Source organism: Paenibacillus dendritiformis, from assembly GCF_015845845.1.
GTDB classification, from domain to species: domain Bacteria; phylum Bacillota; class Bacilli; order Paenibacillales; family Paenibacillaceae; genus Paenibacillus_B; species Paenibacillus_B dendritiformis_C.
On record NZ_LDIG01000292.1, the window covers coordinates 16,877 to 33,169 of the forward strand.

10 protein-coding genes, 1 tRNA gene and 1 pseudogene are annotated in these 16,293 nt (G+C 53.0%); all 12 read left to right on the top strand.

The features are described 5' to 3' along the window. Positions 1-27: 27 nt before the first annotated feature. The gene (locus tag ABD76_RS28150) at positions 28-1,173 is read left to right on the top strand and encodes a pentapeptide repeat-containing protein (RefSeq protein ID WP_197260170.1); all 1,146 of its coding nucleotides are present in this window, start codon (positions 28-30) and stop codon (positions 1,171-1,173) included. Between the two features lie 65 nt (positions 1,174-1,238). Further along, positions 1,239-1,832 (top strand): hypothetical protein, encoded by a 594-nt coding sequence (locus ABD76_RS28155; RefSeq protein ID WP_197260171.1) that lies wholly within the window; start codon positions 1,239-1,241, stop codon positions 1,830-1,832. Positions 1,833-1,879: 47 nt separating this feature from the next. Continuing rightward, positions 1,880-2,389: a DUF4280 domain-containing protein gene (locus tag ABD76_RS28160; protein WP_197260172.1), complete on the top strand. Its 510-nt coding sequence runs from the start codon at positions 1,880-1,882 to the stop codon at positions 2,387-2,389. 27 nt (positions 2,390-2,416) lie between these two features. Continuing rightward, complete coding sequence (locus ABD76_RS28165) at positions 2,417-9,973, top strand: RHS repeat-associated core domain-containing protein (protein ID WP_197260173.1); 7,557 nt, start codon at positions 2,417-2,419, stop codon at positions 9,971-9,973. Between the two features lie 4 nt (positions 9,974-9,977). Continuing rightward, positions 9,978-10,361, top strand: a complete 384-nt coding sequence (locus ABD76_RS28170; protein WP_197260174.1) for a hypothetical protein — start codon at positions 9,978-9,980, stop codon at positions 10,359-10,361. Between the two features lie 942 nt (positions 10,362-11,303). Continuing rightward, positions 11,304-11,378, top strand: a tRNA-Pro gene (locus ABD76_RS28175). 136 nt (positions 11,379-11,514) lie between these two features. Continuing rightward, positions 11,515-11,673 carry a hypothetical protein gene (locus tag ABD76_RS28180; RefSeq protein ID WP_197260175.1) on the top strand — a complete coding sequence of 53 codons (159 nt, stop codon included), beginning with the start codon at positions 11,515-11,517 and terminating at the stop codon, positions 11,671-11,673. A 255-nt stretch (positions 11,674-11,928) separates the two neighbouring features. Then, complete coding sequence (locus ABD76_RS28185) at positions 11,929-13,044, top strand: type II restriction endonuclease (protein ID WP_197260176.1); 1,116 nt, start codon at positions 11,929-11,931, stop codon at positions 13,042-13,044. Positions 13,045-13,097: 53 nt separating this feature from the next. After that, positions 13,098-13,526 carry a very short patch repair endonuclease gene (locus ABD76_RS28190; protein WP_085279138.1) on the top strand — a complete coding sequence of 143 codons (429 nt, stop codon included), beginning with the start codon at positions 13,098-13,100 and terminating at the stop codon, positions 13,524-13,526. A 434-nt stretch (positions 13,527-13,960) separates the two neighbouring features. After that, positions 13,961-15,106, top strand: a complete 1,146-nt coding sequence (dcm, locus tag ABD76_RS28195) for a DNA (cytosine-5-)-methyltransferase (protein WP_197260177.1) — start codon at positions 13,961-13,963, stop codon at positions 15,104-15,106. Positions 15,107-15,595: 489 nt separating this feature from the next. Beyond that, positions 15,596-15,937 carry a dsDNA nuclease domain-containing protein gene (locus ABD76_RS28200; protein WP_197260178.1) on the top strand — a complete coding sequence of 114 codons (342 nt, stop codon included), beginning with the start codon at positions 15,596-15,598 and terminating at the stop codon, positions 15,935-15,937. A gap of 80 nt (positions 15,938-16,017) precedes the next feature. Then, positions 16,018-16,206 (top strand): annotated as a pseudogene (locus ABD76_RS31155) (ISL3 family transposase); the annotation flags it as partial. Positions 16,207-16,293 lie beyond the last annotated feature (87 nt).

Below are 16,293 nucleotides of genomic sequence, written 5' to 3' on the forward strand. Positions count from 1 at the left end.
CGCTCCGCGCAGAAAGGGAGATTCGCCGTGACAAGAGATGAGGCGCTTCGGCATTGGATGGATACGGCCGTTGCCGCGAAGCGGTGGGAGCACATGCATGCGCTGCACCAGATCGTGATGAGGGACAGAGAGAAGCTGGCGGCGGAATTCATCGCGTCGTTCAAGCACATATGCCGTCGCATTCGGCGCATGCAGGATGAGAAGCGCAAAGGAAAAATCAAATATATTCATTACTCGGCGCTGCGGAGCCGCCTCTTGAGCGGCGATTACCGCTGCCGGATCGATGCGTACGACAAGCAATGGTATACGGATCCGCAGGAATGCTCCGCCGAATATGATGCGGGATGGGCGTTCTGCAGCCTGGGCGATTTCACGCTCGCTATTGCGGAACAGGGGAAAAGGTACGTCGGCAAAGTGCTGCCGGCCGATGTGGAGGCAGTCATGCGAAGCGAGACCGTCTGGTATGCGGCCTACCTCGTCAAGCTGGCCCGCGATGCGTTAAGGGAGGCGGTTCGCAGCGACGAATTCGCCGCCATCGACAAGGAAGACGAGCTGTACATTATGGTCGGCGAATACAAGGACCGGAGCGAGCTGGTCTATCGCCATGATGCCCGGGCGAAGGATGACCGCGAGCTGCGGGCGATGCTCTCCGCCGGCGAGCGGATCGAATATGTCTATGAAGTATTCGGCGGAGCGGACCTGAGCGGAATGTATTTTTCCTTGCTCAACTTCAGCTACGCGAATCTGTCCCATTGCACGCTGGCCGGCAATGCCATCTGGGGCTGCGCGTTCATCGGCGCGGACTTCCGCGGGGCCAATCTGGAAGGAGCCGATTTGAACCGCAGCATCGTGCATGGGGCGAGCTTCAAGGAGGCGAACCTGCGGAACGCGAGCCTGGAGCATATCCAGGGAGGACTATCCTTCCCGGCGCCGGATCAGCTTCATATTCCGCCCTTTATGGAGACGAGCTTCCAGGACGCCGATCTGGAGCAAGCGAGCTTCCGCGGGGCCGATCTGCGGGGCGCGGATTTCCGGGGCGCGGCCTTGAGGCAGGCCAGCTTCGATGATGCGGATCTGAAAGGCGCGATATTTGATGACGAGGATGTGAAGCATCTCGGCTTGAGTGAGCGGCAGCTCGCGGATATCGTGATTGCCGAAGGGTGCCGGGCCTGATGCGCCGGGATGCAGCGGGGCATTGCGAGGATCGTGAGTGATCAATGGATAGGGAGCGGGGGCATATGGACTATTTCATCATTGCGCAGGATGAGCGCGCGGATCAGCAGTTCCGCTTCGCCGGCTTGAAGTCGACGAATAAGATCATCGAGGTGACGCCGGATCAGGCGGACGACATTCGGGACATTACCATCGTGTTCGTCGAGGGCCAGGCCGACAGCGTCTACCCCGATTATATTGGCAAGCCGGTCGTGCTGGTGGCGGATGAGGTGAAAAAAGTGCTGGAGCTTCATGATCCGAAGCTGGTGTTCAAATGCGCCATTCTGGCGGATCCGAAGCACAGCATCCAGAAGGTATACTGGCTTCTGCTGCTGCCGAGGATCGATTGCTTGTCGGAGCGGACGGAGTTCCAGAAAACGGGCGCGGTCAAACGAATCGTCATCGATCGGGCGAAGGCTGCCGGGCATGCCATTTTCCGGGTTCAAGGCTTGCTGGAGAAGCATGTCTTTATCCCGCTCGATGTGGCAGAGAGTCTGCTGCGAAGGGATCTGCTGGGCATTCGGCTGGAGAAGGTGGTGCTTGATCGGGGAGATACGGACGTATGCCAAGCGGACGTGCTCCAACCAGACGCATTCAAAGTAAAAACGGGGCGCAAGTGATTGATAACCGGATCGTTCAATCGAAGGAAAGGTAAGGAGGAATAGACATGCATGAAATGATGGCGGACGGCGGAGGCGGCGAGGGACAAGCCGAACCGAAATATGTCGTGCACGGCGCCTACTGCGCCTGCACCCAGGGGTCGCGTCCCGCTCGGCTCATTATCCCGGCGAGCCACGGGGATTACATCCATGATCAGCCGCAATTGAATGTGGAGGACCAGGTGCCGATGGTCAATATTCGGCCGTTCGGGGTATGTCAGAGCACGCAGAATCCGGCGGTGCAGGCCGATATCGACGCGCTTCCGCCGATGCCGAAGCAGGAGGAGGCCGGCTGGTTCGCGAGCTTGTTCATCAAAAAGGAGGCTCCGCCGCCGGAAGAGGTTCCGGCGCCCGTATGCGTAGCGATGTGCGTGCCGAATGTGACGCCGGGGATGCTCTGGCAATCGGGCAAGGAGAATGTATTGGTCGGGGGTGCGCCCGCGCTGCTGAGCAACGGATGGGTGACTTGCGCATACGGGGGCCTCATCACGATCGTGCATGACGGGCAACGGGAATAGCAGCCTCGGGAGAAGGGATGGAAGAGGATGAGGATACGATACGGGGGAGTAATCCTCGAGCTCCCGGTTGAGCTTCACCGCCTGACCGGGCTTGTCTTAACGCGAGAGGTCAATGAGCATATCCAGCTTCAGTTCAGCGCCATTATCCCGGAAGAGAAGAAGGACAGTTATATTCATGAGCTGGGGCAAGGATCGCCGATTATCGTCTATCGGGAGCTGGAGGAAGTGGAGGATAGCGGCGAACCGGCCGGCGGGAGCCGGCAAGGAGACGTGTTGTTCCAAGGCCTGATTCGCCGGTTGGATATCCAGTGCGTGCGCGGTGTGTACACGCTGCAGGCTGAAGCCTGTTCCTATACGTGGGCGATGGACATCGAGCGCAAACGGCGCTCGTTCCAGCGGGTCGATATGACCTATGCCGATGTAATTGAGCAGGTGCTGCAGGACTATCCGCATGCCAATATGCAGGATCATGCGACGAACCATGCCCGGATTGACGGGCTTATCATGCAGTATGACGAGACCGATTGGCAGTTCGTCAAGCGGCTGGCTTCGCATTTCGGGGCCGTCGTGGTCCCGGATGCCGCTTCGGGGAGCGCCCGCTTCACGCTTGGCGTATCCGCGGATCGGGAACCTGTTGCCGTTAGCGATGCGCAATATGTCATCCGGAACGACTTTCGACGCGGCCTGCTGGCCCGGACGAACGAGAATCCGGAGCTGCAGGAGACCGACTTCATCAGCTTCGAGATCGATACGCCGCTCTGGCTTCCGCTGGGGGGACGCGTCAGCTTCGCCCGGAGGCCGTTCGTCATCCGCGCCGCCAAGTCGCTCGTGCGGGACGGCCTCCTGCGCCACACGTATACATTCAGCACCGCCGATGGCGTCAGACAAGGCTATCAGTCCAATCCGCGGATTCAAGGCTTGTCGCTGGACGGGACCATCACCGCCATCTCGCGCAACCGCATCCGGGTGCAGCTTGCCATCGATTCCGCCCAGGCGGAGGGCAATACTTGCTGGTTCCCTTATTCGACGGGGATCGACAACCAGATCTCGTACCTGATGCCGAAGCCGGGATCGGGCGTCAAGCTGCATTTCCCGACGGTCAATGAGAGAGAAGCCATTGCGATCGGCTCGGTGAGACAAGGAGGCGAGGAGAGCAAGTACGGGCATAAACAGTCCGACCCGAAGGTGCGGTCCTTAACGAATGACACGGGAAAGGAAATGAAGCTGACCGGACAGGATGTCGTTTTCAGCGCCAATGACGAGGGCAGTATCAAGGTGCGGTTGTCCGGGGACGGCGCCGTCGAGATCGCTGCGGACACCGATCTGTACCTTCGCGCCGCATCCGCTGTGGCGATCGGGACAAGCGAGAGCGCTGCGGCGGAAGCGGCTGCGGCCGTGCCGAAGCGAATCTCGATCTCGGCGGGGGAAGATGTGTTCATCAGCCGGAGTCCGGGGGAACACGTCGATCCGGCCCATGCGATCGCGATACAGGATTCGACCTATGTTCAAGGAGCGAAGATTATCTATCTGGGCGAGCCTGGCGAACCGCCTGCCGAGACGTTTGATGACAGCGCGCAGTTGGCCGAGGACGCCAAGCTGATGGCGGAGGTCAACGCCCAGGCGCTGGCCTATCGCGAGGCGTGCATCGCCAAGGCGGAGGCGGCGAAGAGCAAGTTCGGGTTCGGCGCCATCGCCTTGGTGGTCGGCGTGGTCGCGGTAGCCGTCGCGACGGTTGCGACGGGCGGCGCCGCCCTGCCGCTTATCGTCGGCGCCGCCGGCGCCGTCTCGGCCGTCGTGGGCGCGAGCGAGATCGCCGAGGGCCGGGAGGACTTCGCCAAGGCGCAGGTGGGCGATCTGAGCAAGTCTTATAACTTCATGCGGGACACGGTGCTCGGCGGAGACGAGGAGCTGTACAATATTGTCAAATACGGGTCGGTCTCCATCTCCGTGCTGGGCGGGGGCTTCATGCTCGGGGGCACGACCTTGCTGGCCGGCGGAGTGACTGGCGGGACGATGAGTGCGGGGATAACGGCGATATTTGATCCGTACCAGCCATTGGACGGCACCTTCAGTTGGAAAGCAATGGCCGGGCATTATTTGAAGAGCTTCTATGACGGGGCTTTGGCCGGAACGCTCTCGGCCGGAGTGTTGAAAGGTATTCCGTGCGGGGCCGGTCCGCTTACCCAGTTCACCGGCCGCTACGGGGCCAGCTTCGTGGCTTCAAGCGCGCTCGATATCAGCAATTCCGGCGATGTGAATGTTCTGAACAATGCGGTAAGCAGCGTATTCGGAGCGTCGTTCTCCTTTCTGGGAGGAAAAAGCCGGATCGGCCGCTACGGCGCGTCCGTCGCCGGAGATATGGCCGGGGGTTCGGCGATTCAGCTTCTGCAGAACGGAACTATCGACAAGGATACCTTTTTGGAACAGTTGAAAAGATCCCTCGTGAGCAATGTCGGAAATCTGGTGACGAAGGGAGACCCGATTGATGTCGCCAAAGGCCGGTTCTATCTGCAGGCGACCGATCTGGTGGTGCACGATATCGGCGATACGTTGGAGCTGACGCGCAGCTTCAACTCGCATAACCCGTTCGTGGGCATGCTGGGCAAAGGCTGGATCAGTTCCCTGGAGAGCTCGCTGACCCGGGTGGAGGATCGGGTCTTCCTTATCTGCATGGACGGCCACTATGAGAGCTTCGTACGCCAGGATGGCGAATGGCGCAATGAACGGTCGGGCGCCCTTGATTACCGGTTAGTCGAGGAGCCGAACAGAGGCAGATATGTCGTCAAGCATCAACGATACACGTATGTGTATGACGGGGCGACCGGACGGCTGCTCTCGTTCAGTGACGGCAACGGCAACCGCACGGCGCTGGAATATGACGATCAAGGGCTGCGCTCGTTGACGACGCCAGGCGGCAAGGAGCTTGCTTTTACCTGCAGGAACGGCAAGCTTGCGGCAATCACGGACAACATCGGGCGCACGGTCCAATACCGGTATGCGGGAGATCTGCTGGCCGGGGTAACCTACCCGAACAAGGGCGAGGTCACGTATGCCTATGACAGCGAAGGGCGTCTCACTTCGATTACCGATCAGAATGGCCATACCTATGTGCGCAATGAGTATGACCGCGCCGATCGGGTCATTCGCCAGTATGACGGCGAGGGCCATGTAACCGACATCGTCTACGATGAGCGGGCCCGGATGACGATCTTTACGTTTCATGCCACCGGAGTCGTGGAGACGTACAAATACAACCGCGATTATTTGGTTACGGAAGTGCACTACGATGACGGCACGCAGGAAGCTTACACCTACGATGTCTGGCAGAACAAGGACAGCCACACGGCCGCCAACGGCGCCGTCACGCGCTGGGTGTACGATGCCTATGGCCATGTGCTGGAGGAGATTCGGCCTGACGGCACGAAGGTAGAGCACCAGTATGACGAAGACGGGAACCGGATTCGCACGGCGACGACCGGCGGCAGCGTGACCCGTTACGTCTACGATGCCCGGGGCAATCTGCTGGAGGAACGAGTGCGGATCGACGAGACGAACGAGGCCGTCACCGCTTATGAGTATGATGAGCGCGGCCGGCTGATCCGCCGCTTCGATCCGATGGGCCAAGCTACAACGTTCCGGCATGAGGTCAAGCATACGGATGCGCCGACCCTCGTACAGGATGCGGAAGGCCAGCAGTTCCGGTACGGCTATGACGCCGCGGCCCGGATGACGAGCATTACGACCTCGTACGGCACGGTGGAGATCGCCTACAATGTGCTGAACCAGCGGACGCGCATCACCGATGCGGCCGGGAACACGACGGCGATGTTCTATGATCCGATGGGCAATTTGATCAAAAAAGTGCTGCCGAACGAATATGTGGAGCGATTGGGCAACGGCATCGGGACGGAATATCGTTATGACTTTATGGACCGGCTCATTCGGACGACGGATCCGATGCAGAACGAGCAGCGGGTCATGTACGATATCCATGACAATCTGGTGAAGGCCGTCCATCCGAACGAATATAGCCGGGCGGGAGATGACGGGGCCGGGGTCGAATATGAGTACGATCACCGGAACCGATGCATCCGGACCTTATTCCCGGACGGAGGCATCGCCCGCACGAAGTACGATGCCGTCGGCAATATCATCAAGACGATCGATCCGGAACGATATGATCCCGAGACCGATGACGGTCCGGGCACCGAGTATGCCTACGATGCGATGAACCGTCTCGTTCAGATTACCGATCCGGAGGGCCATGTCATCAAGCGCTTCCTCTATGACAGCGAAGGAAGAGTAGTGAAGATAATCGATGCCCGCGGATGGCTTAGCGCGGAGACCGATGAAGAGCGCTTCGGCACGCTCTATGCCTACAACCGGGCCGGCTGGTTGATCGAGAAGCGGGAGCCTGTTGAAGCCGAAGGCGGGGAGATTCGGTACAAGCTCACCTTGTACCGGTATGACCTGGCGGGCCGCCTCGTGGAGGAGCGGCGGACGGCGGAGCATGTCGGGGCGACCGGATATGCGAGCCGGTACCATCGCATCCGCTACCGGCATGACAAGCTGGGCCGGGTCATTCTAATCGAGGATGATACAGGAGCCGAGATTCGCTACACCTACGACTGCCTGAATCAGGTTACGTCCGAGCGGCGCAAGCTGAGCGAGCGGAAGGAACAAATCACCCGCTATGAGTACAACGAGGTCGGGCTGCTTGAACGCAAGATCGATCTGATCGATGCGGAGGATCTGGCTGATGGCCATACGTTCGACGGAAGCGAGGACAAAATCGCCGCCGCGACCTCCTATCGCTATGACCGGAACGGCAATATGATCAAGCTCGTCACGCCCGAAGGCTATGAGACCGAGATCAGCTACGATCGGGCCGATCGCATCATTCAGATTAGCCGGCGGGAACGCAAGGACAGCAAGGCGCGGAGCGTCTACTTCAAGTATGACCGGGCGGGCAACGTGCTGGAGGAGACGGATACGAACGGCAACCGCGTGGTCTACAGCTATGATCTGATGAACCGACTCATCCGCACGACAGGCAAACGGGGCGAGACGACGCGCCTGTTCTATGACAAAACGGGACAGCTCATCAAGCGGGTATCGCCGAACCAGTATAATCCGCTTACGGATGACGGCGATGGCACGACCTATCGGTATGATGCGCAGAACCGGCTGATCGAGGTTCGCGATGCCTGCGGTCAGATCGTGGAGCAGAACCGTTATAATCAGGCGGGCGAGTTGATCCGAAAGCTGAGCGAAGGCATAGGCGTGGACTATACGTATACGATCGGCGGCCGGGTGAAGCAGATTCGCACCGCGGAGGCTGCGGCGCGCGGCAAGGTCAGCCAGGAGTACACGTACGACGCGCTCGGCAATATTACCGGCATCGTGGACGGTGAAGGGAATAGGACGCACCACAGCCTGGACGCATGGGGCAATATCCGGGTGCTCACCCGTGCGGATGGAACCGAAGAGCGGTACAGCTACGACCGTGCAGGAAATATCATCAGCTCCACGGACGCCAACGGCCATACGACCTTGTACCGCTACAACAGTCTGGGCAAGCTGGCGGAGGTGGAGGATCCGTCCCAGCAGCGCATGGTGTACCAGTACGACCGCCAGGGCCGGCTGACGCGGCAGATCGATCGCAACGAGCGCGTTATCGAGTATGCGTACAACTTCGACGACCAACTGGTAAAGCGCAGAGAAGCCGCGGGAGGCGCGGAAGAAATCTATGTGTACAACGAGGACGGCACGCTGCGAACCGCCGTGAATGATCGGATGCGGTATGACTATACGTATACGCCGGACGGCAGGCTGGCGGCGAAGTATACAAGCGAACCGCCGCTTGGAATCCGCCGCAAGGGCGAGTGGGCCGGGGCGCCTCCGTTCGCGGACCCGCTGACAAGTCCCGGAGCGAATGGAGCGGCCGCACCTCAATCTTGGCATCCGATGGATGCGCTTGAGCCGGAGGCCGCGGTTCCGGGTGCGCGCAAAGTGCTCGAGTTCCGCTATGACCCGGACGGACAGGTTACCGGATTGACCGACGCCGCAGGCAGACATACGGAATATCGCTATGATAAAATAGGCCGTATCCAGGAAGTGCTTCATGGGCGTGAACGGCTGGCCCAGTACCGTTATAGCGAAGGCAACCGTATCGCCTCCATTCTGTTCGGAAGCGGGATCAGCGTCGAATACGGCTATGACCGGGATGGCCAGATGACGAGTCTGCGGGCGACCGGCCAAGACGGCCGGGAACTGATGCGCCATACTTACAGCTACGATAATAACGGCAACCAGATTGCCAAGATGGAGCATCATCAGCTCACCCTATACAGCTATGACCGCTTGAGCCGCTTGCGGGAAGTGGATTACGGCAGCGGCGCCCAGGAGTCGTACAGCTACGACCCGGCCGGGAACCGCATTCGCCGCGTGCTGGACGGCCGGGCCACGAGCTATGCCTACGACAGCCGCAACCGTCTGCTGTCGCTGCTCGAGGACGACGGCAGACGGACCGAATTCGAGTACGACCGTCAGGGCAATTTGCTCTCCGAACGCTCTGGCAGCGGCACCACTTCGTATGCTTATGACGCGTTCAACCGGACCGCGAAGGTCGAGAAGCCGGACGGCAGCTATGTCCGCCATGACTACGACCCGGAAGGGCTACGCAGCGGCATATGCGAGAACGGCGTCACCAGCCGCTTCGTGTTCGACGGCTGGAATATGCTGAACGAGCTGGACGAGGAGTGGAACGCCAAGGCCTCCTATGTGCGCGGCCATGAATTATTGGCCCAAGTGGACGGCCAAGGAGATGCCTACTACTACCTGAACAACCAGCACGGCGACGTCGTGCACATCACGAACCGGCTGGGCGGCATCGTCAACAGCTACGAGTACGACGCCTTCGGCCATACCTTGTCCGCCACCGAAGGCATCCCGAACCGCTTCCGCTACGCGGGCGAGCAGTTCGACCCCGTCACGCAGCAATATTACCTGCGGGCGCGGTTCTACAACCCGGTCATTGCCCGGTTCACCCAGGAGGACGAGTACCGCGGCGACGGTCTCAACCTTTACGCGTACGTGGGCAACAATCCGATAAAATATGTGGACCCGAGCGGGTATTCGTGTGAGGAAAAAGGGAATGTTTATGGTAAGGGCGATAGGAAGGAAGGGCCTTATGAGGAGTCTAGTAATCTTCCTACGAAACTAAGAGATACTAGAAATATAAGGTATAGCCAAGATACTATAAGTTCGAGGTATTCGGATAATACTAATATGAATGAAACTATAGCCCGACTTAAGGCTGATCCAAGCTATGCTGAAAAGATAGAACCTATCAGAATAATAAAATTTGATAACTTGCCGAAAGATGTTCAAGATTTGTTGAAATCTCAAGGTGTTGGTAACCACACTGTGTTTTCATTAGATAACAGACGTCTTTATACTGCAAAGATGGCGAAAGCAAAAATTAATTCACGTTGGGCGACACAATCAGAAATTCAGGAATTTGCAACTTTAAGACGTTTTTCAACAGAAACAGGAGGAAAAAGTATCGAGGTAAGGAGATAGAAATATGCTTGAAAATATACCGATATATACACAACTGGGAATAATAAATGGAAGGGATGGAATATATTTAGATAAAATGCATCAGGATTTAAACCAATTAACATTTATTGGCGATATCAACGGGAAATTATGTACAAATAATGAATTAGGATACCGTTGGTATTCATATAAGCTGGTTTTCAATCATGTTCAAGCATATGATTGCCGTGGATTGGATATTTGTAGATGGAAAGTTGTATCTAGTCTTGATGAAGTTAAGAATTCAGACGTACTAAAAGAAGTAAAGTTAGATGGAAAAGGATATAATCACTATATTTTATCAACATATGATTATATATATAGTATTATCGCTAAAGGATTTGAAATGGAGATAACTGAAGGTAGATAGTTGAGCTAATAAAAATGTTTTTAAACCTTGATTGGCCCAATGCCTTTCAAGGTTTCTTTTTTGGCTTCTGCATGCCCAGCCAAGGACGCATCTTATTAGGAAAATTAGAATGGATATGAATTATGCTTCTAATGGAATATTTCTTCCAGAGCCAGACCCTCTGTTAGTGGTATCAAGGCATAGGGGTTATCTATTTTTGAAAGTGAAAAATGCTCAATTTTGCAGCCAAAAGTGTCAATGCACTTGCCAACCTCCAAAGCAGTGGAAATCGCGGCCCGCGTTGCGATAGAATACGTGCAGAAGGAACAAGAAAGGAACCGGAAATGCCAAAGGGACAGACGGCTCCGAAACACGAGACTGTTATTAAAGTATTATCGACGATTCGCAGTTCATGCTGCGAATCTAAAAGACGAATTAGACGAACTGGATATTTTGGAACAGGTGGATTTCCTAGACAGTGATTTGCAATCGAGTCGATAAAACGTTCCAAAGAACGGACCTTGGCAATCGTTAAATTCGTTGACCAGATGATAAAAGGTGTACCGGATCCTGTTATGAGTCATCGGGCCGACCGAAGGACTTGAGGCGGTATGACACGGTATACAAGATGTACATTTCCAAAGAAAAAATGACGGTGGATGAGATTGCCGAATGCCACTCTGTCGACAGAAGCACTGTATTCCGAGACATCAAATCGGCAACAAATGCCTTAACGGCGCTATTTTTCGGAGTTGATGGAGTTTGGAAATCATGCGACTAAGTCGCCACTGACGACGTGTATTAGCCGTGATATTATGGTAGTGTGAAAATTTATAGATGTGGTCGCGGTGACCTGTCGACCACATCTTTTACACCGGTGTAGCTCAGTGGCAGAGTTCGAAGAAGGGTCCGATAACATGATTCTGGATAGCCTAGGTTCGATACCTGACGCCGGATCAATCCACGGATGTGGTGCAAGCTTGGTAGCACGCTTGCCCTGGGAGCAAGAGGTCGCAGGTTCGTGCCATGCCATTCGGATATATTCGATAACCTTTGCTTTATCCCCCTTGATTCGTCGGCATCGTAATGGTTGCCGGTGTTTTTTTACCTTCATATTTATGCAGGATTTCCGAATAAAATGGCGAAATTCTGATAAAATAGGGGGAATTGATATATGAATATTATGCCGAATTTACTAGGAAATATGCGAAATGGCGACGAGTTTATCGAAAATATGGATAAAGTACTTCGTGGCTTACGCGCTGATTTTGATGTTGCTACTGCAGAACATTCAAAAACAAAAAATTTATTGATCAGGAAACAAGAAAACTAAATTACACTGCAATATCAAGGGCACGAGTATTGCTGCATATCTTTTATCACGCCAGGGCTGAAGATGAATTGAATCAAGTTGCTCGTGAAACCATACAGAGAGCCTTGATAAGCTAAGTCCCGTAACTACGGTCGACGTTTTAAAATAGGACTTCAAATCGAATACCTGGATGATATATTTAAGCAATACGAAGGAAAGGAAAGTGAGACCATGTCACTCCTATTGAGCGCTATCGAGGATTGCCTTCGGTACAGAATGGCCTTTTGCAAATTCATTTCAGCCAATGATGCGGGGGCGACGGGAGCGCATCAATCCGGCTTTTACATACCCCTGCATTCTTGGCGGATATTGTTTGAGAGTCCTGGCATCAAAGGCGAAAACAAAGACAAAAACGTCAAAATCAGATGGCAGTCTGATTTTGAGACGGAGAGTCGTTTTATATACTATGGGCGAAAAACACGAAATGAGTACCGGATAACGCGCTTTGGCCGCGGGTTTCCATTTCTTGCGCCCGAACACGTTGGCGACCTGTTCGTGCTGATTCAAGTCGAGCATGATTATTACCATGCCTACGTAATCCAGGGTGACGAGGAAATAGAGTCTTTTTTTTCTTCGGTCGGCATCTCGGCGAGTCAGACTAATCGGCTGATTGAAACAACCAGTGAAGATTCGCGGTCGGTCCCGACCATGGAACAGCTTTTTCAGGAGTATATTGCAAGCCTGACTGTTGATTTTCCGGATACCGCCCTGATCTCGGCTAAAGCGAGGGAGATGTTCCAGACTGTCCAGCCGAGGCTGGTTGCCGATCCGGATGCCTTGCTTTTGGGTTGGCTGGATACGGAATACCAACTGTTCAAGGCCATTGAACATGATCGTTACAAAGAGCGGATATCTACACCTTTTGCTACCGTGGACGAACTGGTGGCGTGTGCCAACACCTTGCTAAACCGTAGGAAAAGTCGTGCGGGAAAATCGCTTGAACATCATCTGGCCGAGGTTTTTCGACTCCATAATCTGCGTTTCGAATCACAAGTCATCACGGAAGACCACAAGAAACCCGATTTCATTTTTCCTGGCGGAGCGGAATACCACGATCCCGGCTATGGAAAAGACAAACTGGTGTTTTTGGGGGCCAAGACGACATGCAAGGATCGCTGGCGGCAGATTTTGAATGAAGCTGACCGTATTGAGGAAAAGCACCTGTTCACCCTGCAACAGGGCATTTCCGAAAATCAGCTGGCGGAAATGTATAACCACAAGGTCAGACTGGTTGTACCACGAGCCTATATCAATAGCTTTCCAGCCCCCTTCCGGCCCAGGATATTGTCTCTGGATAACTTTATTACCATGGTGAAGACCAGATGTTCCTAGCTGTTGCCTGACAGCTCGGAGTATCTTGCCACTTTGGCGACTCGGAGGCTAGCATGGCAGACATTGTATCCCGCGAAACACGGAGCAGGATGATGGGCAATATCCGGTCCATTTCCAAACTGGAGAACTTGGTTGCACAGCGTCTCTGGAGCATGGGCATCCGTTACCGGCGCAATGTGAAGGGAATGATGGGGCGCCCCGACATTGCGATCAAAAAGTACAAAATCGTCATTTTCATTGACTCCTGCTTCTGGCATTCCTGCCCGATACATCAAGTAATCCCGAAAAGCAATACGCAGTTCTGGTTGGAAAAATTCAGGGTCAATCGGGTGCGGGACGATGAAGTGAACCAGTACTACATTTCGCGCGGCTGGAATCTGAAAAGAGTCTGGGAACACGAATTTCGTGAGGATCTTGACAAGGCCACCCAACACATCTATGAATTTATTGCAAAATGCAAGGCTGCCTGTAAAGAGGAGTAGTCCGGCAGAGGAAGCTGAGGGAGAAGGGAAGAATACTCCAATGCAGGCTCAGGTTGGCCTATTGGTATTGAAATCCAAGAAAGTCGTTCCGCTAAAGTTAAGTGAATAACACCCATCAGATATTTCTTGAAGCTGGGCTGATGGTGAATTGCGTTATGGAGATGAGAATCGTGAAGGAAGAATTGATTGAAAAGGTTAGCCATCTCTATGAAACATGAAAGGATTTAAACGATTTATGGCGTCGTCTGGATTGGTCCATTGTACCGGAAGAAGTAAATGAACATTACCCGTTTCATCAGGATTTGGTGCAAATGCAAGAGGGTGTAGTCAAATGGTTGGAGATCATAAAGAAATCGTGAGTACCGAATATCTGTTTGCATTTCTTTCTCGATAGGGGTAAAATGGGTATATAATGTGTCCCGGAGGAGATTTGTATGAAACAGATACACATCAAATTGGATGAAGAATTGCACCAGAAGTTGAAGCTTCACTCGGAAACCCAGGGGATCTCAATTCAAGATTATGTACATGCAGTACTGCACCACAAATTGCGGGAATCGGATGCTACATACACAACCAAAAAGACGCGGTTTACATTTATTGATCTGTTTGCAGGCATTGGCGGGATGCGTCTTGGTTTCGAAGCCGCGGGAGGACAGTGTGTATTTACCTCCGAATGGGACAAGTATGCGCAAAAAACTTATTTCAGCAACTTCGGTGAGATACCCAAGGGAGATATAACAAAGATCGATGCTTCGAGTATTCCCGACCATGATATTTTGGTCGCGGGATTTCCATGTCAGCCATTTTCCATTGCAGGTGTTTCCAAAAAGAACAGTCTGGGAAGAGCACACGGCTTCTTGGACCAGACACAGGGCACGCTTTTTTTTGATGTGGCACGGATTATCCAGGCGAAGCGACCACGTACGTTTTTGCTGGAGAATGTGAAAAACCTGAAAACCCATGATAAGGGGAGAACCTTCAGGATCATATGCGAGACACTTTCCGAACTTGGCTATAGCCTGCATGTTGAAGTCCTGGACGGGAAACATTATGTACCCCAGCATAGGGAGCGTATCTTCATTGTTGGGTTTGACATGAATGTATATCATGGTCTGGAGGGCTTCGAGTTTCCAAGTCCCCCGAAAAAAAACTTGAGGTTTGGGGATATCCTCGAAGAAAAAGTCGATGATAAGTATACGTTATCGGATAAGTTATGGAACTATCTGCAGCAATACGCCGAAAAGCACAAAGCGAAAGGCAATGGCTTCGGATTCGGTCTGGTGGATCCCGATGGAATATCGAGGACGCTAAGTGCAAGGTATTACAAAGATGGTTCGGAGATACTTATTCCGCAAGGCAACGGAAAGAATCCGAGGAGGTTGACCCCGAGGGAATGTGCAAGGCTGCAGGGATTTCCAGAGTCATTTAAAATCGTCGTTTCGGATACCCAAGCGTACAAACAATTCGGCAATTCTGTGGTTGTTCCCTTGATACGAGAAATCGCAAAGCAAATGGTCATGGCCATGGAGAATAGCGAATTGATTGCAGCCAATTATGTCGCTGCGGCTGTGCTATGAGGACCTCACTAATAATCTTTGCAGTAAGGTGGTTAAATATTAAGCATCAAGCAACGGGCTACCAGCATGATAGGTAGCCCGTTCCGTTTACTGGCGTAACGCCTCGCATATTCAACTCATCAATGCCCCGCTGCGTAAGCCGAAAGATTTTGTTTTTTGCTTGTCCAACACTGCCTTAAAGTATCCCCGTTCCGCAAGCACTTTTGTACATTGATAGATCGTATTCTTAGGATCGTATTCTTAGGCCGATTGAAGGGCATGAACTTAACAAGGCCGGGCATGGTTAAATGCTCCCATTTGGAATTGCGTTCATAATCGAATGGTCAAGCGTCAGTAGTTGGCATTTAAAAGTTTTACTGCGTCTCTCGTCATAGCCAAAACCTCCTAGTATTTCTAATAATCAAACAGAAAACTTCGTTGCTTTTTGAAGGATACTGTAAAAATTTGTGGAATCAGTAGAGTAAGTTTATTTGTGAAGGGGGCGTATTTATGAAAAAAATATTATCTTCCGAACTCAGGGAACAGGCTGGTTCAAATAGTTTTAATAGATTTGATTATCAGGCACATTGGATTGTATATCATATGTTAAGCGAATATAAGAAAAATTCCCAGTTCCTCATTTTTTGTGAATACCATGATGACATGGCAAAGGTAACTGATTTGGAAAACCCAACTTGTGCCGAATTTTTTCAAATTAAAACCACTGAAAAATACTCAAAATGGACTCTTTCAAGATTGACTAGCACGAGTACGAAAAAAAGTGGTGGAATAAAAAATAGTTTTTTAGGGTTTATTTTGGCTCAAAACCGTAATCAGTGCTTGACGAAATAATCTCAGGCTGAAAATGGAAAAACATCTGCTAATCCTGTAATGTTGTAAGTCTCACCGAACAACAAAAAAGGAATAGACAGATGCAAAACCAGTATATCAATGAATTGCTCGACATACCAGAGCTAAAAATCCGCCAAATCCTGTCCATCGATGCCGATGAACTTCACATAGAAGCTTTCCCCATCAGCGAAAAGCAATGCTGTCCGTGCTGTGGGTCGGATCAAAATGTCATCCGCAAAGGAAGCAATGGCATACGGATCGTCCGACATGGGTCTGTCAAGAGTTTTGTGTAAACGCATTGATGATGAAGCCCCCTCGGGGGCGGTTCGCCCCTTAGCTTAAATGTTGTCCGACCC